Source organism: Roseateles koreensis (assembly GCF_028595305.1).
Lineage (GTDB): Bacteria > Pseudomonadota > Gammaproteobacteria > Burkholderiales > Burkholderiaceae_C > Paucibacter_A > Paucibacter_A koreensis.
On the sequence record NZ_JAQQXS010000002.1, the window covers coordinates 68,614 to 94,560 of the forward strand.

The window sequence follows — 25,947 nt, forward strand, 5'->3', positions numbered from 1 at the left end:
AGAGTACACAGCGCTGCACATGCCGCAACGATAGCGGCGGGGGCGGCGGGGGCAACAGACAAAGCAAATTTCAAGACCAGGCTCCAGCGATTTAAACGCCTATCTCGACCACAAACAGGTCCATTAACGGCGCCACGAAAGAGCCCGCACCATAGCCAGAAATGACACCCTTGTCTGCCCCCAAGGCGACCAAGGGGGGTTTATCGGGTGCGAACACCGTATCCAACAAAAGTTCAGTCCGAGGGCGCTCGCCATTGGACTGACTCTCGCCCTTGCAGGCGATGTTCAGCGCTTGGTTTGCAATTTGGCGAATGCCGCCGCCATGGCGTTACCGCCAGCGGCCGGGGCAGGCGCAGCCGGCGCTCGCCCGGCGCCAGCGCGCTCATTGCGAGCTGCAGGGCGATAGTTGTTGGACTCTGACTTGGCGCCGCCCTTGGGCACCATAACGTCCAACTTCATCGTCAGAGAAATTCGCTTGCGGGACAGATCCACCTCAAGCACCTTGACCTTGACTACATCGCCCGTTTTGACCACCTCGCGGGCGTCGTTGACGAATTTATTGGCCAATTGGCTGACGTGTATCAGGCCGTCCTGGTGCACGCCCAGATCCACAAAAGCGCCGAACTGCGCGACGTTGGACACCGTGCCTTCCAGCACCATGCCTTCAACCAGATCCTTGATGTCGTCCACCCCTTCGCTGAAGCGGGCCACCTTGAAGTCGGGGCGCGGGTCGCGGCCTGGCTTCTCCAGCTCAACCAAAATGTCTTTGACGGTGATGGCGCCAAACTTATCGTCCGCAAAGGCCTCGGGCTTCAAGGCGCGGATCACATCGCTCTTGCCCATGACTTCAGCCGCAGGGCGCTTCACCGCGGCCAGAATGCGTTCCACCACGGGATAGGTTTCTGGATGCACGCCCGAGAAGTCAAGCGGATTTTCGCCATCACGAATGCGCAAGAAACCTGCCGATTGCTCGAAGGTTTTGGGGCCCAGCCCCGTCACGTCCAGCAATTGTTTGCGGCTCTTGAAGGCGCCATTGGCATCGCGCCAGCGCACGATGGAGGCAGCCACCGTGGCGCTCAGCCCTGACACTCGGGCCAGCAAAGGTGCCGACGCGGTGTTCAAGTCCACGCCCACGGAGTTCACGCAGTCTTCCACCACCGCATCCAGGGTCTTGGCCATGTCGCTCTGGTTGACGTCGTGCTGGTATTGGCCCACGCCGATGCTCTTGGGGTCGATCTTCACCAACTCCGCCAGCGGGTCTTGCAGGCGCCGGGCGATGGACACGGCACCGCGCAGCGTAACGTCCAGGTCAGGCAACTCTTTCGAGGCGAACTCAGAGGCTGAGTAGATCGAGGCACCGGCCTCGCTGACCACGACTTTCTGGATCTCGGTGCCGGGGGCCAACTGCTGAATTCGCTTGATCAAGTCGGCTGCCAGCTTGTCGGTTTCACGGCTGGCCGTGCCGTTGCCAATGGCGATCAGGTTGACGCCGTGGGTGGCGCACAAGCGGCCCAGGGTGTGGAGGGAACCCTCCCAATCCTTGCGCGGCTCATGCGGAAATACGGCGCAGGTGTCCAGCACACGGCCGGTGTCACTGACCACCGCCACCTTCACCCCCGTGCGAATGCCCGGGTCCAGGCCCATCACCACGCGTTTGCCAGCGGGCGCGGCCAACAGCAGGTCGCGCAGGTTCTCGGCAAACACCTTGATGGCCACACGCTCGGCCTCCTCGCGCAGGCGCGAGAACAGATCGCGCTCCAGGCTCATGGAAAGCTTGACCTTCCAGGTCCAGGCCACGCACTTGCGGATCAGCGCATCACCGGCGCGGTTGGCAGGGCTCCAGCCCAAATGGCGCGCAATGCGGCCTTCCGCCAAGCCGGGCTGACCGGCCACGGCCTCTTCGTCCAGCACCAGCTTGGCGTCCAAAATTTCTTGCGTGCGCCCACGAAACACGGCCAGCGCACGGTGCGAGGGCACCGTGCGGATGGCCTCGTCGTAGTCGAAATAGTCGCGGAACTTGGCCACATCCGGGTTATTTTCGTCCTTGCCGTCCATCAGCTTGGAGCGGAACAAGCCCTCAGCCCACAACCATTCGCGCAGCTTGCCGATCAACAAGGCGTCTTCGGCCCAGCGCTCGGAGAGCAGGTCGCGCACGCCGTCCAGCACCGCGAAGGCGTCAGCAAAGCCCGCGTCGGCATTGATGAAAGCGGCAGCCTCGGTCTGGGGGTCCAGCGTCGGGTCGGCAAACAGCTTGTCGGCCAGTGGCTCCAGGCCGGCTTCGCGGGCGATCATGCCCTTGGTGCGGCGCTTTTGCTTGTAGGGCAGGTAGAGGTCTTCAAGCTCTTGCTTGGTCGGCGCGGCCTCAATGAGTGCGCGCAATTCAGGCGTCAGCTTGCCCTGCTCTTCGATGCTTTTGAGCACCGCGCCGCGCCGGTCTTCAAGCTCGCGCAGATAGCCCAGCCGCGCCTCAAGATCGCGCAGTTGGCTGTCGTCCAGGCCGTCGGTCACTTCCTTGCGGTAGCGGGCGATGAAGGGGACGGTGGCGCCCCCATCGAGCAATTCAACAGCAGCGTTGACTTGGGCGGGGCGAACCTTCAGTTCGGCCGCAATTTGAAGCAGGATCTTGTCCAAAACGTCGGGATCCGTCACGGATCACTTGAAAACCGGAAGCGGCGGAGTTTGCCACAGGCCAGAGCCGGGGCGGTTCACAAGACCTTGGGCAAGGCCACCGTTTGGCTCTACAGTGGCCTATGCGAAATCACCACCGATTCAAGCGCCGCGACCTGGCCACCCTGGCCAGCCAAGCCATGCTGGAGAGAGGGCTGGAGCCCGAGTTCCCACCCGCAGTGCAGATCGAACTGGCCAACCTGCCGGCCACCTTGCCGCTGCAGGCCACGACCGGCTCGGCGCCGATCCGCGATCTGCGCGCCCTGCCCTGGTGCTCCATCGACAATGACGACTCGCTGGACCTGGACCAGCTAACCGCCTGCCAGCGTGAGGCCGGTGGCAACCTGCGCCTGTTTGTCGCCGTCGCCGATGTGGAGGTGCGGGTGCCGCTGGGCTCGGCCATCGATCAACACGCCCAGCTCAACACCTGCTCGGTCTACACCTCGGCACGCATTTTCCCCATGTTGCCCGAGCGCCTGTCCACCGACCTCAGCTCGCTCAACCCGCAAGAGGACCGCTTGGCCCTGGTGACCGAGATGCTGATCGATGCCCAGGGCGAGTTGCAGCACTCGACCATCACCCGCGCGTGGGTGCGCAACCAAGCCAAGCTGGCCTATGACGCCACCTCGGCCTGGCTGCTGGGCGAGGCCGAGCTGCCCGCCGCCGCAAGCAAATGGCCCGGCATGGACGAGCAGTTGCGCCTGCAGGACGCGATGGCGCAAACTCTGCGCGCGCGCCGCCATGCCCAGGGCTCGCTGGAGTTTGAGACCCTGCAGCCGCGGGTGATCTTCGAGGGCGAGCAGGTGGTGGACCTGCAGCAGCAGGAGCAAAACCGCGCCCGCCAGTTGATCGAAGAATTCATGATCGCCACCAACGGCTGCTGCGCCCGCTTTCTGGCCGCGCACGGCGGCGCCTCGCTGCGCCGGGTGGTGCGCTCACCCGAGCGCTGGGCCCGCATCGTCGAGGAGGCGCACAAATACGGCGACCAATTGCCCAACACGCCCGACGCGCAGGCGCTGGAAGGCTTTCTAGCGCGGCGCCGGCACGCCGACCCGGTTCGCTTTCCTGATTTGTCTCTGGTGATCGTCAAGCTGATGGGCTCAGGCGAGTATGTGGTGGAGCGGCCGGGCAGCGCGCCCATCGGCCACTTCGGCCTGGCCGAGCGCGACTACACCCATTCAACCGCCCCCAACCGGCGCTACCCTGACCTGATCAGCCAGCGCATGGTCAAAGCAACACTGGCAGGTCAGCCCGGCCCCTACAGCGCGGCGGAGCTGGAAGATCTGGCCCTGCACTGCACCCGGCAGGAAGACGCGGCCCGCAAGGTGGAGCGCCGCATGCGCAAGTCCGAAGCGGCGTTGTTTCTGGCGCCTCGCATCGGAGAAGTCTTCTCGGCCTTGGTCACCGGGCACGGCGATGCCGGCTCCTGGGTGCGGGTGCTGACCCCGCCGGTAGAAGGCATGTTGGTGGGCCACGCCCCCGAGATACGCCTCGGCCAGCGCCTGCGGGTGCGCCTGGTGGGCTGCAATGTCGAAAAAGGCTTTATCGACTTTGCCTGCATCCAGGACTAGCCAGGGAAGGCTCTTTGCAAAATGGCTTCCACCTGCAGACCTCGAACATCGGCCAAGCCACTGACCGAGCCCCAAGCGTTTGAAGCGGAGAAGCGTGTCGCCACAAAAGCCTCGGCCACACAGCTTGGCGCACGCTGACGCAGCAAGGCTGCCTGGGCCAGCAGCACCAGGCGGGCAGCCAACTGACGCCCCAAACCTTCCAACTCAGCGGGGGGCAGACTCAGCATGGCACGCAATTGCGACAAGGCGGCCTGCAAGCAGGCCTCATCGCCCAGGCCTTGCCCCAACTCATCCAGCAAGGCCTCAAAAGCCGCCGGCTCGCGAGCAACCGCGCGGAGCACGTCCAGGCACATGACGTTGCCTGAACCCTCCCAGATTGAATTGACGGGCGCCTCGCGGAATAGCCGGGCCATGATGCCCTCGTCCACATAGCCGTTACCGCCCAGCACCTCCATGGCCTCGCCGGTCAATTCCACCGCGCGTTTGCACACCCAGAACTTGGCCGCTGGCGTCATCACCCGCATCCATATGCGTTGGCGAGGGTCGTCCTGATGCTCAAACGCTTCAGCCAGACGCATCATCAGTACCAACGCCGCCTCGCTCTCCAGCGCAAGATCGCACAACACACTGCGCATCAGCGGCTGCGCCACCAGCAAGCGGCCAAAAGCGCGGCGGTGGCGCGCATAGTGCAGGGCCTGCACCAAGGCCTGGCGCAATATGGCTGCACTGCCCACTACACAATTCAAGCGGGTGTAGCCAGCCATCTCGATGATGGTGGGGATACCGCGCCCGGCCTCCCCCATCAAAATGCCGTAGGCATCGAGAAATTCAACCTCCGAGCTGGAATTGCTGCGGTTGCCCACCTTGTTCTTCAAACGTTGAATCTGGACGGGGTTTTTGCTGCCGTCGGGGCGCCACCGCGGCACAAAAAAACAGCTGGGGCTGCCGTCTGCTGTTTTTGCCACCACCAGGTGCGCATCACACATCGGTGCCGAAAAAAACCACTTATGGCCACGCAGCGTGTATTCAGCGCCGCGTCCGCCCGCGGCCACCGGCGTGGCCAGAGTGGTGTTGGCGCGCACGTCGGAGCCGCCTTGCTTTTCCGTCATGCCCATGCCCAGCCAGATCGACCGCTTTTCGCTCAAGGGCAGGTCACGCGAGTCGTAGTCGGTGGACAACAGTTGGTGCTTCAACTGCGCCCACAGGGCCGGCTCTTTTTGCAGCACCGGAATGGCGGCTTGGGTCATTGTGGTCGGGCACAGTGTGCCGGCCTCCACCTGGCCGTGCAGATAAAAGCCTGCCGCCCAGGCCGCCCAACGCCCGGGGCTGTCATCTCGAAAGGGCAAAGCCACCAGATCGGCGGCCCGAGCCATGGCCATCAATTGATGCCAGCTCGAATGGAATTCAACCTGGTCGATGCGGCGCCCGCGGGCGTCGAAGGTCTGCAACTCCGGCGTGTGCTTGTTGGCCGCAGCGGCCAGCGCAAAGGCATCGCCCTTGATCAAACGATCGGCATAGCGCGCCAATTGCAGCTCAAACGCGGCAGCCCCAACCCGAGCCAAGGCGTCATGCAAGGGCAGGTCGCTTTGCAGCAGCGCATAACCGCTCAACTCATCCACCTGATTGCTCACCTCATGGGTGTGCCAACTTGATCCCGTCATGGCCGGCTTCCTTCACTGTGATCGCTGTATTGCGCTCAAGTCTAGACAGCTTGGCCGGCGTGCCAACCGGGGGTTTCCGCCAGCCCGCACAACAGCTCAACAAGCCCCGTCATACCCGGCAGCCGCCTCCCCCGCCACCCACCCGCTGGCCATGCTGGCGGTGAGCAGATAGCCCCCGGTGGGTGCCTCCCAATCCAGCATTTCACCCGCGCAAAACACACCGGGGCGGCACTTGAGCATCAGCTGCGCGTCCAGCGCTTCAAGGCGCACGCCGCCGGCGGTGCTGATCGCCTCTGCCACTGGGCGTGCGGCTTGCAGCACCAGGGGCAGGCGCTTGAGCGTGGCTGCCAGTTGGGCGGGATGGTTGTAGGCCTCTTTGCTGAGCACCTCGTGCAACAAACCAGCCTTCAAGCCCTCGATGCCCAGCCGGCTCTTCAAGTGCGTGGACAGCGAGCGGGGCCCGCGCGGGCGCGCCACTTCGGAGGCCACAAAATCAGCGCTGCGGTCAGGCAACAGGTCCAAATGGATCATGGCCTGCCCAAACTCGGCGATTTCCTCGCGCAACAGGCTGGACGCGGCGTAGATCAGCGACCCTTCCACGCCGGTGGCCGTGACAACAAACTCACCCTGCCGCTCAAAACGGCGGCCGCTGCGGCCTTCAAAATGCAAAGACACGGGCTTGATCGGCTGGCCGGCAAAACGCTCGGCAAACACCGGGCTCCAGCCCGCCTCCGCAGCCCCCTCACGGCGCGGCCCAAGGTCAAACCCACAATTGGCGGAACGCAGGGGCGCGATGTCAGCGCCCTGCTCGGCCAGCAATGGCACCCAGGCCCCGTTGGAACCCAGCTGCGGCCAGGACGCGCCACCCAGCGCCAGCACCACCACGTCGGCATGTGCCGTGATGTCGGCGGCTTGGGCATCGGTGAATCGCAGGCCGCCGGCCGCGTCCCAGCCGAGCCAACGATGGCGCATGTGAAAGCGCACCCCCGACTCGCGCAGGCGATGCAACCAGGCACGCAGCAGCGGCGCGGCTTTCATCGAGCTGGGAAACACCCGGCCCGAGCTGCCCACAAAAGTCTCCACCCCCAGGCCGGCCGCCCAGGCACGCAAGCCTGGGCCGTCCAGCACGCCCAACCAGGGCGCAACTTGCGAGGCGCGCTCGGCATAACGGCTGATAAAGGGCTCCCGCGCTTCGGAATGGGTGAGGTTCAAGCCCCCCTTACCGGCCAGCAGAAATTTGCGGCCCACCGAGGGCATGGCGTCATACACGTCCACCGCCAAGCCCGCGGCGCGCAAACGCTCAGCCGCCATCAGCCCGGCAGGCCCGCCCCCCACGACAAGGGCGGATCGGGCGGATTTCGAGTTCTGAGGCATGGCGTGAGGCTCGCTGGATTCGGGCGGAAGGGCTGGGAGTGTGCCAGAACCCGCCCACCCCCATCAGGCACCGGCGCCGATTCAGTCGCCTTTGAGCAAGGCCGTGATCTGAGCCCCCAACTCTGGCTTGTCCTTGAACGGGTCGGTCGGATTGCGCAATTGCATCACATCCTCCAGGCGCGTCTGCACACTGGCCAGCGACTTGGGGTGGCTGAACACATAGAACTGCCCGGCATCCATCGCCGCAAACACCATCGCCGCCACCTCGGCCGCCGTGACCTTACCCGCCGACACCGCCTTGTCGCTCATGGCCTGAGACACCAATTGACTCTTGGTTGGCTTGGCCGCCGCCAACTCGCCAGGGCGATTGCGGTGGCTCTGCGAAATGCCGGTGGGCACAAAGAAGGGGCACAGCAAGGAGCAGCGCACCTGCTCGGTCACCAGGGCGAGATCTTGGTGGAGGGTTTCACTCAAGGACACGACGGCGTGTTTGGAGACGTTGTACACGCCCATATTGGGCGCATTGACCATGCCAGCCATCGAGGCGGTGTTGACGATATGCCCCTCAAATTTCGGGTCCGCTGCGGCTGCGGCCAACATCATGGGCGTGAACAGGCGCACGCCGTGGACCACGCCCATGACATTCACCCCCATCACCCATTCCCAATCGGCCAGGGTGTTCTCCCAGATCAAACCGCCTGAGCCCACGCCGGCATTGTTGAAGACAAAGTTCGGCGCGCCGAAGCGCTGCTGCACAGCCACGGCCAAGGCCTCCATTTCAGCCGCCTTGGCCACGTCCACGCGCAGGGCCAGCACGGGCACGGCACTCAACTCGGCGGCCGCTTTTTCAAGCGCATCAGCCTGAACATCGCACAGCACCAGATTCATGCCACGCGCCGCGGCCAGGCGGGCCACCTCCAGGCCAAAGCCCGAGCCCGCACCGGTGATGACCGCCGTCTTGCCTTGATAACTCTTCATTGAAATGGGTCCTCAGTTGTCTTGCCGGCGCAGCGCGTAGCCGATGCGCGGAAAATGAACATTCAGTTGTCCCGCACGCGGGTCGTGCCGGCGCAGGCTGATGCGCTCGGGGCTGAGCCCCACCAACTCGCCAGCCACCGCGTCTTGGGCGTAATCGGTAGCAGCCACCAACACCGCCTCGCCTGCCTTGAAACCCTGGTCACTTTGCACGCTGACAGGCGCTTGCGGGCCCGCCGCTTTGGCCACCGCCAGTGCCTGCTCGCTGCTCATGGACTCAGGCTGGCCGTGCCCGAAAGCCAGCATGCGATCGGCCCAAGCGCCCACCCGCGCGAAGGGCGCGAGAATGCTCGCCACCGGCGGCGCCCGGCGAATGAACCAGATGCTTTGCACGGCCGAAAAATCGGCAATGCAAGGGCTGTCGCCCAGCATAAAGGTGCGGCCGTCCTGCAATTGCCGATCCAGCCAGGCCAGATAGGTCTGCAAGGCGGCATGGGTGTCAGCCAGGCTCTCCCGGCGGCGGCCCTGCGTCATGGCTGCGCGGTCCGCCGCGAAGGCCTGCAGAAAAGCCGGCGGCGCCCCCGCAAACATCGCGGCAAAGCCGGCCGGCTGCAAGGTATAGGGCACCGCAGCCCAGAACAGATCGCGATCCGCCCACTGCGCCAGGATGTCGGCCTCGCCCTGCGCCGGAAAAATCGCGGGCGTCGGGTGACGGGCTTCAATCACGCGGCACATCAGGGCGGTGTCGCAAAAAATATCGCCGCCGATTTGCAAAAACGGCGTGCGACGGTAACCGCCGGTCAAGGCCACCACGTCAGGCTTGGGCAGCATCACAGGCACCGTCACACTGCGCCAGCTCAAGCCTTTGAAGCCCAGAATCAACCGTACTTTTTCAGAAAACGGCGAACCCTCGTAATGATGAAGAATCAACTCGGTCATGGAGCCTCCTTGCGCATGTCGATATGGGAAATACCGTCTTCGTCGTAAGGTGCACTGGTCACCGCAAAGCCCAGGCTGGCATAAAAACCTTGCAGATGCGCCTGCGCATTGATGTCCACCGGCTGCCCCGGCCACAGGCGCTCGCAGACCCGCAAAGCCTCTTGCATCAGGGCCCGACCCAAGCCCGTGGCTCGCGCATCTGGCGAGGTGACCACGCGGCCAATCATCGGCACCCGTTGAGCCGGCCCTTTGGTCAAGGGCGGCAGCAGGCGGGCATAGGCCTGCAAGTTGTCACCCTTGATGCCGCAGCCCTGCAGATGCCAGGTCCGCAGATCCAACCCGTCAGGGTCCAGGTAGACACAGGCCTGCTCAACCACAAACACCTGGGCGCGCAGGGCCAGCACCTCATACAGCGCCGGCGCACTCATTTCGCCCAGGCGCTGGCAACGCCAGTGCATCACGGGGAAAGACGGACTTGGCATCAAACCAATTGAACCAACTGCTTGCCGAAGTTCTTGCCCTTCAACAGGCCCAGAAACGCCTCGGGCGCCGCAGCAATGCCCTGAGCCACCGACTCGCGGTATTTGAGTTTGCCGGTAGCGACCAGGCCACCCAGCTCTTTCAACGCCTCGGGCCAAACTTCCATGTGCTCGCTGACGATGAAGCCCTCGACCTTCATGCGGTTCACCAACATCAGCTGGGGTGCCATCATGGGGATGGGTTGGCCGTTGTAGCCCGAGATCATGCCGCACATGGCGATGCGGCTGAAGGCGTTGGCGCGCAGCATCACCGCGTCCAGAATCATGCCGCCGACGTTTTCAAAGTAACCGTCGATGCCGTTCGGGCAAGCAGCCTTCAGAGCAGCGGAGAGCGACTTCAGATCGGCGTGCTGTTTGTAATCAATGCAGGCATCAAAGCCCAGCTCTTCCACCACATAACGGCATTTGTCAGCGCCACCGGCCAAACCGACCGCACGAGCGCCGCGCGCCTTAGCCAACTGGCCGACCACCCCGCCTACGGCTCCGCTGGCGGCACTGACCACCACCGTCTCGCCCGCCTTGGGGTTGATGATCTTGACCAGGCCGTACCAGCCGGTCACGCCAGGCATACCCACGGCGCCCAGGTAGGCAGACAAGGGAATGTGCGTGGTGTCCACCTTCTGCAGCACGCCGCGCTGGCTGGCATCGACCACAAAATAATCTTGCCAGCCGCCCATGCCAACGACCTTATCGCCGACCGCAAAATTGGCATTCTTGGAGGCAAGCACCTCGCCTGCGGTGCCGCCCATCATGACCTGGTTCAAGGGCTGGGGCTCCGCGTAGCTCTTGGTGTCGTTCATGCGCCCGCGCATATACGGGTCCAGGCTCAAGAAATGGTTGCGCACCAGCACTTGGCCGTCACCCAGTTCGGGCACCGGCACTTCAGCAAGGCGAAAATTCTCGGTCGAAGGCTCGCCCTGTGGGCGAGAAGCCAGAAGGATTTGGTGATTGACAGTGTTCATTGAGCGTTCTCCTGCGGGGAAATCTGCGCATCATGCGCTTCAAGCACCGATTGCAACATGCGCCCGCAACACGCCACGTCCCGTTCGCGACAAAACATGCGCTCGCCGCCGGCTCAAGCGGACCTTGATCTGGCGCAAGCGCCGAAAAAATACATGCGTTTCGGCGGCCAAAGCGATAAATTTAGTTCAAGCCAGTCAAGAAGTTGCCGACAACTGGAAACGAATCCAGGGATAGATAAGACCTTGATCCACGAATCAAGCACCTAAAAATTGGTTCTGTGACCGCTTCGCCCGGAGACACCTGCATGACGCTCAACGACTACAAGATTTCCACCCGCCTGATTGCGGCATTCGTACTGGTTGCGCTGTTCAGCGCAATCATCGGTGTGCAGGGGCTGAGCAATGCTGCGCACATCAACGACAGCGCCGTCCAAATGTACGAAAAAGACATGCAGGGTCTGTCGTCCATGAAAGAATCAAATATCGACCTGATTTACGTCAGCCGAGATGTTCGCAATGCCCTGCTGGCGCAAAACCTCGACGACCGGGGCAAGGCGCTGGACAAATTCAAGACCGACTACGGTTTGTTCAAAAAGAACTTGGCGGAGGCCCGGCCCAAATATTGGTCTGAAAAAGGCAAGGCGGAGTTTGCCAAACTCGACAGCCTGCTCAGCCAGTACGACCCGCTGGTCGCCAGCCTGGTGGAAAAGATCCAGGCCTCTTCCCTCGGCAATGTCGGTGAGGTGACCACCTATTTGTTCCAGAAAGTCGTCCCGGTTGTGAGTCAGGTGGACGACCAACTGACCGCTCTCGCTGACATCAAAGCCGCCAACGCGGAAGCCGCCGTCAAAGAAAGCGCTGCCGTCTACGCGAGCAGCCGCAATTGGGCCATTGCACTGATATTGCTCAGCGTCGGCGTGGGTGTCGGCCTGGGCCTGTGGATCAGCCGCAGCGTGACCGCCGGCCTCAGCCGCGCCATTGCGGGCGCCGAGCAAATGAGCCAGGGCGACCTGCGCAACGCTTTGGCAGTGGTCGGCAAAGATGAAACGGCCACCCTGCTGCAGACCCTGGAAAAAATGCGCCACACCTTGCAAGGCATTGTGAGCACCGTCAGGGGCAATGCTGAAAGCGTGGCCACCGCCAGCGCACAGATTGCCCAGGGCAACGCCGACCTGAGCCAACGCACCGAAGAGCAGGCCAGCGCGCTGGAAGAAACAGCCGCCACCATGGACGAGTTGGGCGCCACCGTGCGCAACAACGCCGACAATTCGCAACAGGCCAATCAGTTGGCCAAGAACGCGTCGACCGTGGCCACCGAAGGCGGCTCGGTGGTGAGCAAGGTAGTAGAGACCATGCGGGGCATCAACGACAGCTCCAAGCGAATCTCCGACATCATCGCCGTGATTGACGGCATTGCCTTCCAGACCAATATCCTGGCGCTGAATGCAGCCGTTGAGGCAGCCCGTGCGGGTGAACAAGGCCGTGGCTTTGCCGTGGTGGCGTCAGAAGTGCGCAGCCTTGCGCAGCGCAGCGCAGAGGCGGCCAAAGAAATCAAATCACTCATCGCCACCAGTGTGGAGCGGGTCGAGCAAGGCACCACCCTGGTGGACGCGGCGGGACACACCATGACCCAGATCGTTGGCGCCATCAGCCGGGTAACCGATATCGTGGGTGAAATCAGCTCCGCCAGCACCGAACAAAGCGCCGGGGTGTCTCAGGTGGGCGAGGCCATCACCCAGATGGACCGGGTGACCCAACAAAACGCAGCCCTGGTCGAACAAAGCGCCGCCGCCGCCGAAAGCCTGCGCCAGCAAGCAGACCAGCTGGTGGAAGCAACGGCCTTCTTCAAAGTACGCTGACGCTGAACCTCAGCGCATCAACCCGCCAGCGGCTTGGCAGCTTGGCAGCTCAGCGGCGCTGCAGTGATTTGAGCGTCCGCCCCTGGCCCGGCAAGGCGCGGATGTATTTGAAGGTGGCCGTGCCGTGAGCACATAACTGCCCATCCACATTGAAGATGGAGCCCTCGCAAAACGCCAGGGTAGCCGTGCGGTGCAGCAACTTGCCAACCGCCTTCAACTGCCCTTCCCCGGGGCGCATGAAGCTGGTTTTCATCTCGACAGTCACGACGCCGGGGCCACCTTCCGGCCCGCCGCCAGGGCTGCTGCGCGCCGCGTGCGCCATCGCCACGTCGAGCAAGGTCATGACCACGCCCCCATGCGCCACGGCCCAGGAGTTGTGGTGCCGCTCGTCGATGTCGACCCGCAACTCGGCCTCACCGTCCGCCATGCGGTGCAGGGTCAGGCCGAGGTCTTCCACAAAGGGAATGCGCACCGGAAAGGGCTGCACGGGCGAGCCCTCGCCCTCGCTCACGAGCCGTGCACCGCGCTCACACCACCGTCCACGGCAATGATCTGCCCGGTAATGTGTTTGCCCGCACGCGAGGCCAGCAGCAAGGCCGCACCCTTCAAATCTTCATCATCACCAATACGGCGCAGAGGGGCATGGGCGGCCATGTTTTCTTCACCCACGGCGGCCAGCAAGCCCGCCGTCATCTTGCTCGGGAAGAAACCCGGCGCCAGCGCGTTGACGTTGATGCCGTACGGCCCCCACTCACCCGCCAGCGCTCGGGTGAAGTTCACCGCTGCGCCCTTGCTGGTGTTGTAGGCCACCGTCTTCATCGTGCTGGGATTGCCGCTCAAGCCGGCGATGGAGGCCACATTGATGATGCGGCCGCTACCACGCGGGATCATGCTCTGCTTGGCCACCGCTTGGGCGAATACGAAGAGGCTGCGGATATTGAGGTTCATCACCTTGTCCCAGGCCTCAAGGGGATGGTCTTCAGCCGCCGCCCCCCAACTGGCGCCGGCGTTGTTAACCAGGATGTCAATTTGCCCGAGCCGCTCCAGGGTCTCGGTGACCACGCGGCGGGCCTGAACCTCATCGGCCGCATCGGCGGCGATCCAGCGGGCGTCAATGCCACGGTCTTGCAGGTGCGCCACGGCTTGCTCCAGATCAGCGGCCTTGCGAGAGGTCAGCATCACCTTGGCGCCAGCGTCGCCCAGCGCCTCGGCGATCTGCAGGCCGAGGCCGCGTGAACCACCGGTGACCAATGCCACCTGGCCCGTGAGGTCGAAGAGTTCTTGTACCTTGCGAGTGCTCATTCCTGAATCTCCATCCGTTTATATAACTCGTTATGCAGATGCCTCCGCATTCGCGCCACGAAACCAACTCGATGGCGAACCCGCGGGCAATCTCAGTCCACTTTGATGCGGGAGCGCAGCCAGATCAACAGCACACCGGCCACAACCCCCAACGCGCCCAGACCGACCAGGCACAGGCCGAAGCGCTGGCCCAGCACGTCATCAATCCCCTGCCGGATCACGAACAGACCCAGCGTTCCCAACAACATACCGGCGTAAATGAAGATCCACACCAGGCGCTCGATCCAGGCGACAGACTTGGGGCTCATGGCAGATGTCCTCAAAACCAATCCGCCTGCATCTCGCGGCACAGCGGCTCGCGCCGCGCCACCACCGCCAGCCAGGCGCCGATCTTGGGCAGCTCATACGCAAAAAAGTAGCGCGCCGCAGCCCGCTTGCCCTGCGCGAAATCGTCGCTTCGGGCACCCAGGCTGTTCGCTACGTCCAGCCACAGCCAAGCCAGCACGAGGTGGCCAAAGGCTTGCAGATAGGGCGTGGCATTGGCCAGGGTGGCTTCGGGCTCGCCAGTGGACCAAGCTTTCTGGGTGGCACTGCCCACCTCGGCCAAGGCCGCCGCCAGGGCCCGGCCCAGGCCGGCCAGGGATTCGTCCTCCAATGCTCGCGCCACGGTGGCCTGCATGCGCCCGGCCAGCGCCTGCAAGGCCTGCCCGCCATTCATCACCACTTTGCGCCCCAGCAGGTCCAGGCCCTGGATGCCGTGGGTGCCTTCGTGAATCATGTTCAGGCGGTTGTCGCGCCAGTACTGCTCAACCGGGAAGTCACGCGTGTAGCCATACCCGCCCAAGACCTGAATCGCCAGCGAGTTGGCCTCCACGCACCACTCGCTGGGCCAGCTCTTGACGACGGGGATCAGCACCTCCAGCAGCTGGCCCGCTGCTTGCGCGGCCTCGGGCGTGCCGGTGTGTTGTTCATCGATCAAATGGGCGCAGTACAGCGCCAGCGCCAAGCCGCCTTCCACGTAGCTTTTCTGAGCAAGCAGCATGCGCTTGACATCGGCGTGCTCAATGATGGGCCGCTGCGGCTGACTCGGGTCTTTGCCGGCCACGCCCATGGGGCGGCCTTGCGGACGCTGGCGGGCGTAATCGAGGCTGGCTTCATAGCCGGCAAATCCGAGCATCACGGCGCCCAGGCCCACGCCGATGCGTGCCTCATTCATCATGTGGAACATGCACTTGAGGCCTTCACCCGGCTGGCCCACAAGGTAGCCGATGGCGCCGCTTTGCCCACCGGGGGTAAATTTGCCCTCACCAAAATTCAGCAAGCAGTTGCTGGTGCCACGAAAGCCCAGCTTGTGGTTGAGCCCGGCCAGCGCCACGTCGTTGCGCTCACCGGTCAGCTGCGCTTGGGTGTCGACCAAATGCTTGGGCACGATGAACAGCGAAATGCCGCGTGCACCCGGAGTCAGTCGACCCTGCTCGTCAGGAATCTTGGCCAGCACGAGGTGGACAATGTTCTCGGACAGCTCATGCTCGCCCGCCGAGATCCACATCTTGTTGCCGCGCAAGCGATAACGGGCCCCAAGTGGGTCGGCTGCAAAGCCCTCGCCATCGGGGGTGGCTCGAGTCAAGATATCCGACAAGCTGGAGCCCGCCTGCGGTTCGCTCAGGCACATGGTGCCGAACCAGCGCCCGCTGAACTCGGTCTTGGCAAAGACCTCGCGCTGAAGCGGCGTGCCGTGTGCCATCAGCAGGCCCGCGTTGCCGCTGGTGAGCATGGCGTAGGCGCCCATGGCCACACTGGCCTTGCTGAAGAAGGCATTGGCCGCCATCTCGATGACGCAGGGCAACTGCATGCCACCCGCCTCGAAATCTTGCGCGGCAGCCAACATGCCCGACTCCGCGTAGGCCTGCACCGCCACCCGGGTGGGCTCTGGCAGGTGCACGCGTTCACCGTCGAACTGAGGCTCCTGGGTGTCACTGAGCCGATTGAAAGGCGCGAACTTTTCAGCCGCGATCTTTTCGCAGGTATCGAGCACCGCCGAGAAGGTCTCGGCGGAGTGCTCGGCAAAACGAGGCCGCTGGGTCAGGTCTTGTGCGTGCAACCAGTCGGTCAGCAGAAAGTCCAGCGTCTTGCGCATCGGCATCAGGTCACCCTCGGTTGGCAGTTCAGCTTCAGAGCACTTCGAACACGCCGGCAGCACCCATGCCGCCGCCGATGCACATCGTCACGCAAACCTTCTTGGCGCCACGGCGCTTGCCTTCGATCAGGGCATGGCCAACCAGGCGCTGGCCGGACACGCCGTAGGGGTGGCCTACCGCGATTGCACCCCCATTGACGTTCAGGCGGTCCATGGGGATACCCAAAGTGTCGGCGCAGTACAGCACTTGCACGGCGAAGGCTTCGTTCAGCTCCCACAGGTCGATATCGGCCACGCTCAGGCCCAGGCGCTTGAGCACCTTGGGGATGGCAAACACCGGGCCGATGCCCATTTCATCGGGCTCGCAGCCCGCCACCGCGAAGCCAAGGAAGCGGCCCAGCGGCTTCAAGCCATGGGCCTCAGCGTACTGCTCGCTCGTCAGCACGCAAGCGCCGGCCCCGTCGGAGAACTGGCTGGCGTTGCCGGCGGTGATCAGGCCGCCAGGCAAGGCTGAACGCAGGCCCTTGACAGCGTCGTAGGTGGTGCCTTCACGCAGGCCTTCGTCAGCGCTGACAGTCACCTCGCGGGTCGTCATGCCCAGCACCTTGTCGACCACGCCTTGGGTCACGGTGATAGGCGCCATTTCGGCATTGAACAGACCAGCCGCTTGGGCCGCGCAGGCGCGCTGCTGGCTCTGGGCGCCGTAATGGTCCATGCGCTCGCGCTCGATCTTGTAGCGTTTGGCCACCTGCTCGGCGGTTTGCAGCATGTTCCAGTAGATCTCAGGCTTGGACTTCATGAGCGCCGGGTCGACGATCATGTGGCGATTGGCCTCGTTTTGCACACAGGAGATGCTCTCCACGCCGCCGGCCACGTAGACATCGCCCTCACCGGCGATGATGCGCTGCGCCGCCATGGCGATGGTCTGCAGGCCGCTGGAGCAGAAACGGTTGATGGTGACGCCGCTGACCGTGATCGGCAAGCCGGCGCGCAGGGCGATCTGGCGGGCGATGTTGCTGCCGGTGGCCCCTTCGGGCGTGGCGCAGCCCATCAGCACGTCTTCAACGGCGGCGCCGTCAATGCCGGCGCGCTCAACGGCCGCCTTGACGGCATGGCCGCCCAGGGTGGCGCCGTGGGTCATGTTGAAAGCGCCCTTCCAGCTCTTGGCCAGAGGGGTGCGGGCGGTGGAAACAATAACGGCTTTGCTCATGATGTGTTCTCGCGTGTTCGGTTCTTGCGTGCTCAGGAGAAGGACTTGCCTTCGGCGGCCAGGCGGGCCAGCAGCGGTGCGGGCTCCCAGAATTTGGCGTCGTCCAAGGGGTTCTTGGCGAAACGCTTCATGGCCTGCACTACGTTGAACAGGCCCACGGTGTCGGCATAGCACATCGGGCCACCGCGCCACAGCGGGAAGCCGTAGCCGGTGAGGTAGACCATATCCACATCCGAGGCGCGCTGGGCGATGCCTTCTTCCAGCAAATGCGCAGCCTCATTGACCAGGGCATAGACCAAGCGGTGCACGATTTCATCGTCGCTGATCTGGCGCGGGGTGATGCCCAGCGCTGCGCGGTGCTTCTCAAGCATCTCAGCCACCACGGGCGAAGGCAGCGCGTCGCGCTTGCCAACGGCGTAGTCGTACCAGCCGGCACCGGTCTTTTGGCCGTAGCGGCCCAACTCACACAGCAGATCGGCACTCTTGGAATAGTTCAGATCAGGCTTCTCTTGGTAGCGGCGCTTGCGGATCGCCCAGCCGATGTCGTTGCCCGCGAGGTCGCCCATGCGGAAGGGGCCCATGGCGAAGCCGAACTTCTCGGCCGCTTTGTCCACTTGCTGCGGGCTGCAGCCTTCATCCAGCAAGAAGCCGGCCTGGCGGCTGTACTGCTCGATCATGCGGTTGCCGATGAAGCCGTCGCACACGCCAGACACCACCGCCGTCTTGCGAATCTTCTTGGCCAACTGCATCACAGTGGCCAGCACGTCCTTGGCGGTGGCCGCGCCGCGCACCACTTCCAGAAGCTTCATCACATTGGCGGGGCTGAAAAAGTGCAGGCCCACCACGTCTTGCGGGCGCTTGGTGGAATTGGCGATCTTGTTGACGTCCAGCGTCGAGGTGTTGGAAGCCAGGATGGCACCGGGCTTCATCACCGCGTCGAGCTGCTTGAACACGGCCTCCTTGACGCCGATTTCCTCGAACACCGCCTCGATCACCAAATCAGCGTCGCCGATGTCGGCGTAATTCAGCGTGCTGCTCAGCAGGGCCATGCGCTGCTGGTACTTGTCTTCTTTCAGCTTGCCTTTTTTGACCTGCGCTTCGTAGTTCTTCTTGATGATGGCGATGCCACGGTCCAGTGCTTCTTGCTTGGTTTCCAGAATCGTCACCGGAATGCCGGCGTTCAAGAAATTCATGCTGATGCCGCCGCCCATGGTGCCGGCGCCAATCACGGCCACCTTGGCAATGCTGCGCACAGGCGTGTCGTCAGGCACATCGGCAATCTTGCTGGCTGCGCGCTCTGCAAAGAAGGCATGGCGCAGGGCCTTGGACTCGGGGGTGAACATCAGGGCAGTGAAGCCCTCGCGCTCGGTGCGCATGCCGTCTTCAAACTTTTGGGTGGTCGAGGCGGCCACCGCTTCCAGGCAGCGCAGGGGCGCTGGAAAGTTCTTGCTCATGGCGCCAACCATATTGCGCGAGAACTGGAAGAACGCCTCCGGGTTAGCGTGGCGCGCCTTGAGATCGCGCACCCGCGGCAGCGGGCGCTTGTCGGCCACATCGGCGGCAAAGGCCAGGGCTTCTTCCATCAGGTCACCACTGGTCACGCGGTCAAACAGCTTCTGGCCGGGCACTTGGGCCAGCAACTCGCTGTTGACCGGCTCGCCGCTAACGATCATGTTCAGCGCAGGCTCAATCCCCAAAGCACGCGGCAGGCGCTGCGTACCACCGGCGCCAGGCAGCAGGCCCAGCTTCACTTCAGGCAAAGCCACCTTGGTGCCCGGCGCCACCACGCGGTAATGGCAGCCCAACGACAACTCCAGGCCACCGCCCATGCACACGCTGTGAATGGCGGCCACCACGGGCTTGCTGCAGGCTTCTACCATGCCGATCATGCTCAACAAATTGGGCTCGGCCAAGGCTTTGGGGCTGCCAAATTCTTTGATATCGGCGCCGCCGGAAAAAGCCTTGCCGGCGCCGGTCACCACGATGGCGTTCACCGCCGTATCGCTCTCGGCCCGCTCCAGTGCGGCACAAAACGCCTTGCGCGTCTCGTAACCCAGGCCATTGACGGGCGGATTGCTCAGGGTGATGACGGCAATCTTGCCGCGAACTTCGTAAGTGGCTGTCATGGAAATGGTCCTCTCCAGGGTCGAACAAGGCGGCCAGCGCCGACTAAAAATCGAAGGTGTGCCAGAAAAAGCACGCTCGTTCTATTCTAGGCAGCTATTTGAGCCAACGGGTGTCTCAGCCGTGACAATGCAGCATGAACACCAATTCGCCTCGTCAACGACACCGCCACTGGCACCCCAGCGACCTGCGGGGCATCGGCCAGATGGCCGTCCAGGCCGCCGCCGGGTTGACCCGTATCGTGGAAGGTGTTCATCAATCGGTGCACGAGCGTCTCGGGCTGAGTTCCGCTGAAGCGCAGGGGTCAGGCCGCACCACCGGCATCACCGGCAGCGTCTATCGCGGCATCGACGGGGTCACCCAACTGGTCGGCCAGGGCCTGGACAAGATGTTGCGCGGCATGGAGCCCTGGCTGGCCAAAAGCTTGCTGGGCGACGCCACAGGCCAGCCCCCGCTGGGCTCGCCGGAGCGCGAAGCGCTGTTGGCCGCGCTCAACGGCGTGATGGGCGACCATTTGCAGGCCAGCCACAATCCGCTGGCTACACCCATGAGCCTGCGCTGGCAAAACCAGGCGCTGGCCCGAGGCACCCATTGGCCGCAGGCCGCTGACGTCAGCCCCCGTGTGCTCTTGATGCTGCACGGCCTGTGCATGAACGACCTGCAATGGCAGCCCTCTCCCGCGCGTGCTGAACACGCAGCGCAAGGCAGCCATGTGGCCGCGCTGTGTCAGCCGGCCTCGCTCATGCCGCTCACGCCACTGTCCCTGCGCTACAACTCCGGCCTGCACATTTCAGAAAACGGGGCGCTGCTCGCTACGTTGCTGGAAGACACCCTGGCACATTGGCCGGTGCCGCTGGAACAACTCGATGTGCTGGCCCACAGCATGGGCGGCTTGCTGATTCGCAGTGCCTGGCATCAAGCGCAGGCGCAAGGCATGCGCTGGCCGCGAAAACTCAAGCGCATTGTTTTTCTGGGCACGCCCCACCACGGCGCGCCGCTGGAGCGAGCCGGCAACTGGATCGACATGGTGCTGGGCAGCACCACTCACACAGCGCCGCTGGCAAAGCTGGGACAGTTGCGCAGCGCCGGCATCACTGACTTGCGCCACGGCAATCTGCTGGCCCAAGATTGGCAAGGCCGCGACCGCTTTCACCCCAACCCCGATGCCCGCGAGCATCTGCCCTTGCCCGAGGGCGTTGACTGTTATGTTGTGGCCGCCACCTTGGCCGCCAAACGCGGGGTTCTGGCCGAGCGCTTGATCGGTGACGGCCTGGTGCCGCTTCACAGCGCCCTGGGTCTGCACGACGACCCCGCACGCTGCCTGCATTTCGCACCTGAACACCAGTGGATCGCCTACCGCATGAACCACATGGCGCTGCTGCACAGCCCCTTGGTGACACGCAAACTGCTGGAGTGGCTGCGCTGATCCCGACTGCGGCGCCTCACGGCAACCGCGACTAAAAGGCTAAAAAGGTAAAAGGCGCCAGTCCTGCAAAACCCGTCTATTTTCAGCGTGACTGATCACTGGCCATCCGACGGCGGCCCCAACCCGCCACGGCCACCAAGCCCGCAAAGAACAAGGCGTAGCTGGGCAACTCGGGCACAGCGCTCACGGCGGACACAGCGGTCCCACCGGTGAAAGAGGCGGCATGGATTTCAGCGTTCTGGTTCAGCTTGTTCACCAGCACGGTGCCTTCGATGTTCTGATTGTTGGTCAGCGTCGCGTAGGGTGCCAAGACAACACCGCCAAACTGCGCGTTGACGTTCAGGCTGGTGGCGTTGTAGAAGTTCCAGATCACCGAACCGGCCAGCTGCGCGGCACTGCCCGCCAGGAAATTGCTGGCAATGTTCAGCGTCTTCTCATCCACATTGAAGATCACCGCATTGGCGCCGTTCAGATTGAACGAGAACTGCGACATTGAAAAAACGCTGGTGTCGATGGCCGTGAGGTCGAACACCGCCACACCCAGGCTGTTGGCCACCGCGCTGAACGTTGCCGTGTTGGCCGACATGTTCACGGTGCTGCCCGTGCTGCTCAGGTGGCTCAATGTGGTGGAGAGACCTTTGATCGTCGCGCCCATGTCAGTGCTGGTCGCCGCGGCCACTGCGTTTGGCACCGAACTCAAACTGCCCCCATTGAGATTGCTGGCGCTGACGGTGCCCGCCACGTAGGCCGCCCCGTTCAAGTTGGTGTTGCTCACGTTGCCCAGGATAGCGCTGGCACCACTGTTGACCGTGCTGTTGGAGAGATTGCCTTCAACGACCAGCCCGTTCGAATTGACCGTCACGCCGCTGGCGTTGCCCATCACCGTCAAACCCGAATAACTGGAGCCGAGAATGCTGCCCGGATGCCCCGCATACTCACCGCCCGACACGTTGCCGCCGATGAAGCTGCGGCCATCCACGTGCGACGTTGAAGTCACGTTGCTCAAGGTCACCAGATTGAATTGCTGCAGGATGTCCACCGCGCTCAACGAGGCGGCGCCGGCCCACTGTGAGGCCACCAAACCCACTGCTGCTGCGACTCTAGCTTTCATCCCTGAGCTCCCGAAATTTGATGAAATTCATCATATCGGGTATCCCCCAATCCGCTCGGATAACCGCCTAAACGCGGGGGATCACAGCTGCCAGCAACGTGACAAATTTGACGTCAAGGAGCTTCGGTCTGCCGCTCAAGCCACAACGGCATTTACCGTCAAACCTCCAGCCACTCTTTACGCACATAGCTGTTGGCGCGCAGTTCGGCGGGTGTGCCTTCAAAAACGATACGCCCGTGCCCCATCACATAGCAACGCGCCGATATCGCCAGGGCGATGGCCAGTTTTTGCTCGACCAGCAAGACCGCCACGCCCCGCTCCCGCAAGGCTTTGAGGTAGTCGGCCACCAACTCGACGATCTTCGGCGCCAGGCCCTCCGTGGGCTCGTCAATCATGATCAGGTCGGGGTCGCCCATCAGCGTGCGGCACAAGGTCAGCATCTGCTGCTCGCCGCCGGACAAGACACCAGCCTCCGTGTGCTGGCGCTCTTTCAAGCGTGGAAACATGCGGTACATGTCCTCAAAATTCCAGCGCGGCTTGCGCCCCCCCGACTTTTGCCCCAACAGCAAATTTTGATGGACGGTCAGCTTGGGGAAGATGTCACGATTTTCAGGCACGTAGCCCAAGCCCCAATGGGCAATCTCGTAGGCCTTGTGGCCGAGCAACTCGCGTTCGCCGAATTTGATGCTGCCCCGTGCATCCACTTGCCCCATGATGGTCTTGACGGTGGTGGACCGCCCCGAACCGTTGCGCCCCAGCAAGCTGACAATCTCACCCGGCGCCACCCGCAGCGTGACGCCGTGCAGCACATGGCTCTTGCCGTAGAAGGCATGCACGTTGTCGAGTTGCAGGCTGCGCCTCTGTCCCACCGTATGCTCACTCATACCGCCATCTCCGCCTCGGCCAGCACCGAGCCCAGATAAGCCTCCTGCACGCGTGCATCGGCACGCACCGCGTCAGGGGTGTCGAAGGCGATCACCTCGCCGTACACCAAGACCGCAATCTTGTCGGCCAAGCCAAACACAACGCCCATATCGTGCTCCACGGTGAGCAGGGTCTTGCCTTGCGTCACTTCACGGATCAGCTGGATGAAGCGCTTGGTTTCACTCTTGCTCATGCCCGCCGTGGGCTCGTCCAGCAGGATCACGCTGGAGCCCCCCGCAATGGTGATGCCAATCTCCAGGGCGCGGGCCTCCGCATAGGTGAGGTTGCTCGCTAACACCTCGCGCCGGCGGTCCAGCTTGATCATTTCAAGGATCTGCTCCGCCCGCTCATTGACGTCGTTCAGTTCCGCCAAAAACTTCCAGAAGGCGTAGCGGTAGCCCAAGCTCCACAACACCGCGCAGCGGATGTTCTCGAACACGCTGAGGCGGGTGAACAGGTTCGAAACCTGAAAGCTCCGCGCCAGGCCGCGGCGGTTGATCTCATACGGCTTGTGGCCATCAATGCGGGCACCGTGCAGGCGAATCTCACCGCTGCTGGGCGCAAAACGCCCGCTGATCAGATTGAACAAGGTGGACTTGCCCGCGCCGTTAGGCCCGATGATGGCCACGCGTTCACCGGCCTTCACCTGCAACTGGGCGCCGCGAATGATTTCGGTCTTTCCAAAGCTCTTGCGCAGGTCGAGGAGTTCAAGTGCATAAGGCGCCGAATCAACGGCGGCTGTCGAGGCGGCATGCTGCGTCACAAGGTTTCCCTCCGCTTGATTTCCTTTTCGATCTCAGCCTGGGTTTCATCCCATTCATGCTTGAACTGGCGGCGTGTCACCTCAAACATCACCAAGCCAACCGTCAACACCCAGGCGGCGCCAAACCAGGCGTCGAGGTGGGAGCTGTCCAGGGTTGCGCCAAGAAAGCGCAACTCGGGCCCCAGCGCTTCGTTCAACTGCCGGTGATAGATCATCTCGACCATGGCTGCAGCGCCGACCAGGCAGGTCAGCGCCGTACCGCCCAGCGCAAGGTAGGCGGCCAGCAAGCGACGTAACTTGCCAAATGCCGCCACCCGCAGATTCATCATGATGAGGCTGGCAAAACCGCCCGGCGCAAACATCACCATGAACACAAAGACCAGCCCCAGGTACAGCAACCAGGCCTTGGTCAACTCCGACAAGAGCACCAGCGCCACCACCATCAAGACCGCACCAATGATGGGGCCGAAGAAGAAGGTGGCCCCGCCCAGAAAAGTGAAGAGAAGATAGGCGCCCGAGCGTGCCGCACCGACGACTTCTGCCGTAACGATTTCAAAATTCAGCGCCGTCAAGCCCCCTGCAATGCCAGCAAAAAACCCTGAAATCATGAAGGCCATGTAGCGCACCCACTGGGTGTCATAACCGATGAACTCGACGCGCTCTGGATTGTCACGCACCGCATTGAGCATGCGCCCCAGCGGCGTGCCCGTGAGTGCAAACATCAGGGCCGTGCAAACAAAGCAGTAGAGGGCGATCAGGTAGTAAATCTGGATCTGCGGGCCGAAGCTGACGCCCCACACCGCCGCGCCCACCACCCGGTTGCCCGACACGCCGCCTTCACCGCCGAAGAACTCCGGCAGCATCAGCGACATGGACCAGATCAATTCACCCAGCCCCAGGGTGATCATTGCAAACGGTGTGCCGGCCTTTTTGGTCGACACATAACCCAGCAAGGCTGCAAACACCAAGCCCGCAACACCGCCCACCAAGGGCACGAGGCTCACCGGCAGATGCCAGGCACCGCTGCTGACAAAATTGAGCGTGTGAATCGCCAAAAAGGCGCCAAAACCGCTGTACACCGCATGCCCAAAACTGAGCATGCCGCCCTGCCCCAGCAAGATGTTGTAGGCCAGGCAGGCAATGATCGCGATGCCCATTTGCGTCAGCAGGGTCTGCGCCAGGCTGCTGGTCCACACCAAGGGCGCCACAACCAGGGCCAGGGCGTACAGGCCCCACACCATCCAGCGGCCCACGTTGTAGGGCTTGAAGTGAAAAACTTGATCCTTTGTTGCCATGCGCATCAGTCTTCTCGTGTGCCCAACAGGCCTTTGGGCCGAAATATCAGGATCAGCACCATCAGCAAATACGGCAGGATGGGCGCCACCTGGGCCAGGCTCAGCTTCAACAAGGGGTAGGCTGGCGTGTCGGGACCGACGTTGAACCCCCAGCCCGCCAGGAGGCTGGCGAGCGAGCCGTCCACCGTCAAGGGCAGGGTCTGCAGCAGGCCAATCAGGATCGAGCCCACAAATGCACCCGCCAAAGAGCCCACGCCCCCCACGACCACCACCACAAAAATGATGGAACCCACGATGACCGCCATATTCGGCTCGGTCACAAAGGTGATGCCGCCAATCACGCCCGCCAAGGCGGCCAGCGCACAGCCACTGCCAAACACCAGCATCAGCACGCTTGGCACGTTATGCCCCAGAGCTTCGACCATTTCCGGATGCGTCAGCGAGGCCTGGATCACCAACCCGATGCGGGTGCGCGTGAGCAGCAACCACAGCCCCAGCAACATCAGCAAAGCCACGCCCATCATGAACAGCCGGGTCAGCGGAAACGTTGAACACGCCGCCCCCGCGCACAACTCAGCCGGCGCGCTGCCCCACATCACCGACAAGCCGCGCAGCGGATGCTGAATGATGGTGAACGCTGAGCCTTGCAACTGCGGCGGCGCTGAAAACGTCACCGCTGTGCGCCCCCAAATCAGTTGCACCAGTTCAAGCACCACATAAGACAGGCCGAAGGTGATGAGCAACTCCGGCACATGCCCGAACTTGTGCACGCGCCGCAAGGCCAGCCGCTCGAAGGCCGCGCCCATCAACCCGACCAGCAGCGGCGCCAACACCAGGGCCGGCCAAAACCCGATCAGACCGACCAGGCTGTAGGCCACGTAAGCCCCCAGCATGTAGAAGCTGGCATGCGCAAAGTTGAGCACGCCCATCATGCTGAAGATCAGCGTCAGCCCAGAGCTGAGCATGAACAGCAGCAAGCCGGACGACAAGCCGTTGAGGAGATTGATGAAGATTTGATCCACAGGCGCAGAGATTCAAGCCAATGAGCCGACCGTTGGGCGAGACCTCGGTCGGTATTCAGGGCCCAGAGCGGGCCCGCCCATGCATG

The 25,947-nt window shown here is 63.1% G+C and carries 21 protein-coding genes; 3 read left to right on the forward strand and 18 right to left on the reverse strand.

Annotated features, from left to right (window positions below):
* Window positions 1-285: 285 nt before the first annotated feature.
* Window positions 286-2,631, reverse strand: coding sequence for a Tex family protein (locus PRZ01_RS02170; protein WP_273595366.1), 2,346 nt, complete (start codon window positions 2,629-2,631; stop codon window positions 286-288).
* 119 nt (window positions 2,632-2,750) lie between these two features.
* Between PRZ01_RS02170 and PRZ01_RS02175 the strand changes: the two genes are divergently transcribed.
* On the forward strand, window positions 2,751-4,238 hold the full coding sequence (locus PRZ01_RS02175) for an RNB domain-containing ribonuclease (RefSeq protein ID WP_273595116.1): 1,488 nt from the start codon (window positions 2,751-2,753) through the stop codon (window positions 4,236-4,238).
* On the opposite strand, the gene PRZ01_RS02180 is transcribed toward PRZ01_RS02175, so the two are convergent.
* The 6 genes from PRZ01_RS02180 to PRZ01_RS02205 all read right to left on the reverse strand — a co-directional run bounded on the left by PRZ01_RS02180 (window position 4,235) and on the right by PRZ01_RS02205 (window position 10,688).
* Window positions 4,235-5,899: an acyl-CoA dehydrogenase family protein gene (locus PRZ01_RS02180; RefSeq protein WP_273595117.1), complete on the reverse strand. Its 1,665-nt coding sequence runs from the start codon at window positions 5,897-5,899 to the stop codon at window positions 4,235-4,237. The genes PRZ01_RS02175 and PRZ01_RS02180 overlap by 4 nt on opposite strands.
* A gap of 96 nt (window positions 5,900-5,995) precedes the next feature.
* The gene (locus PRZ01_RS02185) at window positions 5,996-7,273 is read right to left on the reverse strand and encodes a TIGR03862 family flavoprotein (protein ID WP_273595118.1); all 1,278 of its coding nucleotides are present in this window, start codon (window positions 7,271-7,273) and stop codon (window positions 5,996-5,998) included.
* 81 nt (window positions 7,274-7,354) lie between these two features.
* Window positions 7,355-8,251: an SDR family oxidoreductase gene (locus PRZ01_RS02190; protein ID WP_273595119.1), complete on the reverse strand. Its 897-nt coding sequence runs from the start codon at window positions 8,249-8,251 to the stop codon at window positions 7,355-7,357.
* 12 nt (window positions 8,252-8,263) lie between these two features.
* Entirely contained in the window at window positions 8,264-9,187 is a 924-nt protein-coding gene (locus PRZ01_RS02195) for a glutathione S-transferase family protein (RefSeq protein ID WP_273595120.1), read from the reverse strand.
* Complete coding sequence (locus PRZ01_RS02200) at window positions 9,184-9,645, reverse strand: GNAT family N-acetyltransferase (protein WP_273595121.1); 462 nt, start codon at window positions 9,643-9,645, stop codon at window positions 9,184-9,186. Before PRZ01_RS02200 ends, PRZ01_RS02195 begins: the two co-directional genes overlap by 4 nt.
* A 23-nt stretch (window positions 9,646-9,668) precedes the next feature.
* On the reverse strand, window positions 9,669-10,688 hold the full coding sequence (locus PRZ01_RS02205; RefSeq protein ID WP_273595122.1) for an NADP-dependent oxidoreductase: 1,020 nt from the start codon (window positions 10,686-10,688) through the stop codon (window positions 9,669-9,671).
* A 305-nt stretch (window positions 10,689-10,993) separates the two neighbouring features.
* On the opposite strand from PRZ01_RS02205, the gene PRZ01_RS02210 reads away from it, so the two are divergent.
* Window positions 10,994-12,547 carry a methyl-accepting chemotaxis protein gene (locus PRZ01_RS02210; protein WP_273595123.1) on the forward strand — a complete coding sequence of 518 codons (1,554 nt, stop codon included), beginning with the start codon at window positions 10,994-10,996 and terminating at the stop codon, window positions 12,545-12,547.
* Window positions 12,548-12,596: 49 nt separating this feature from the next.
* On the opposite strand, the gene PRZ01_RS02215 is transcribed toward PRZ01_RS02210, so the two are convergent.
* The 6 genes from PRZ01_RS02215 to PRZ01_RS02240 all read right to left on the reverse strand — a co-directional run bounded on the left by PRZ01_RS02215 (window position 12,597) and on the right by PRZ01_RS02240 (window position 19,322).
* Complete coding sequence (locus tag PRZ01_RS02215) at window positions 12,597-13,058, reverse strand: PaaI family thioesterase (protein ID WP_273595124.1); 462 nt, start codon at window positions 13,056-13,058, stop codon at window positions 12,597-12,599.
* Complete coding sequence (locus PRZ01_RS02220; RefSeq protein ID WP_273595125.1) at window positions 13,055-13,849, reverse strand: SDR family oxidoreductase; 795 nt, start codon at window positions 13,847-13,849, stop codon at window positions 13,055-13,057. Before PRZ01_RS02220 ends, PRZ01_RS02215 begins: the two co-directional genes overlap by 4 nt.
* 92 nt (window positions 13,850-13,941) lie before the next feature.
* Window positions 13,942-14,157, reverse strand: a complete 216-nt coding sequence (locus tag PRZ01_RS02225) for a hypothetical protein (RefSeq protein WP_273595126.1) — start codon at window positions 14,155-14,157, stop codon at window positions 13,942-13,944.
* Window positions 14,158-14,168: 11 nt separating this feature from the next.
* Complete coding sequence (locus tag PRZ01_RS02230) at window positions 14,169-15,992, reverse strand: acyl-CoA dehydrogenase (RefSeq protein WP_273595127.1); 1,824 nt, start codon at window positions 15,990-15,992, stop codon at window positions 14,169-14,171.
* Between the two features lie 28 nt (window positions 15,993-16,020).
* Window positions 16,021-17,196, reverse strand: a complete 1,176-nt coding sequence (locus PRZ01_RS02235; protein ID WP_273595128.1) for an acetyl-CoA C-acyltransferase — start codon at window positions 17,194-17,196, stop codon at window positions 16,021-16,023.
* A gap of 32 nt (window positions 17,197-17,228) precedes the next feature.
* Window positions 17,229-19,322 carry a 3-hydroxyacyl-CoA dehydrogenase NAD-binding domain-containing protein gene (locus tag PRZ01_RS02240; RefSeq protein WP_273595129.1) on the reverse strand — a complete coding sequence of 698 codons (2,094 nt, stop codon included), beginning with the start codon at window positions 19,320-19,322 and terminating at the stop codon, window positions 17,229-17,231.
* Between the two features lie 134 nt (window positions 19,323-19,456).
* Here PRZ01_RS02240 and PRZ01_RS02245 point away from each other — a divergent pair, with 134 nt between their 5' ends.
* A complete protein-coding gene (locus tag PRZ01_RS02245; protein ID WP_273595130.1) occupies window positions 19,457-20,746 on the forward strand; it encodes an esterase/lipase family protein in 1,290 nt (429 codons plus the stop codon).
* A gap of 82 nt (window positions 20,747-20,828) precedes the next feature.
* Here PRZ01_RS02245 and PRZ01_RS02250 read toward each other — a convergent pair whose 3' ends face one another.
* From PRZ01_RS02250 to PRZ01_RS02270, 5 genes are all read right to left on the reverse strand, one after another.
* Complete coding sequence (locus tag PRZ01_RS02250) at window positions 20,829-21,857, reverse strand: choice-of-anchor A family protein (protein ID WP_273595131.1); 1,029 nt, start codon at window positions 21,855-21,857, stop codon at window positions 20,829-20,831.
* A 158-nt stretch (window positions 21,858-22,015) separates the two neighbouring features.
* Window positions 22,016-22,741, reverse strand: a complete 726-nt coding sequence (locus PRZ01_RS02255) for an ABC transporter ATP-binding protein (RefSeq protein ID WP_273595132.1) — start codon at window positions 22,739-22,741, stop codon at window positions 22,016-22,018.
* Window positions 22,738-23,544: an ABC transporter ATP-binding protein gene (locus tag PRZ01_RS02260; RefSeq protein ID WP_273595133.1), complete on the reverse strand. Its 807-nt coding sequence runs from the start codon at window positions 23,542-23,544 to the stop codon at window positions 22,738-22,740. Before PRZ01_RS02260 ends, PRZ01_RS02255 begins: the two co-directional genes overlap by 4 nt.
* Window positions 23,541-24,839: a branched-chain amino acid ABC transporter permease gene (locus PRZ01_RS02265; RefSeq protein WP_273595134.1), complete on the reverse strand. Its 1,299-nt coding sequence runs from the start codon at window positions 24,837-24,839 to the stop codon at window positions 23,541-23,543. Before PRZ01_RS02265 ends, PRZ01_RS02260 begins: the two co-directional genes overlap by 4 nt.
* A gap of 5 nt (window positions 24,840-24,844) precedes the next feature.
* Window positions 24,845-25,804: a branched-chain amino acid ABC transporter permease gene (locus PRZ01_RS02270; protein ID WP_409993797.1), complete on the reverse strand. Its 960-nt coding sequence runs from the start codon at window positions 25,802-25,804 to the stop codon at window positions 24,845-24,847.
* Window positions 25,805-25,947 lie beyond the last annotated feature (143 nt).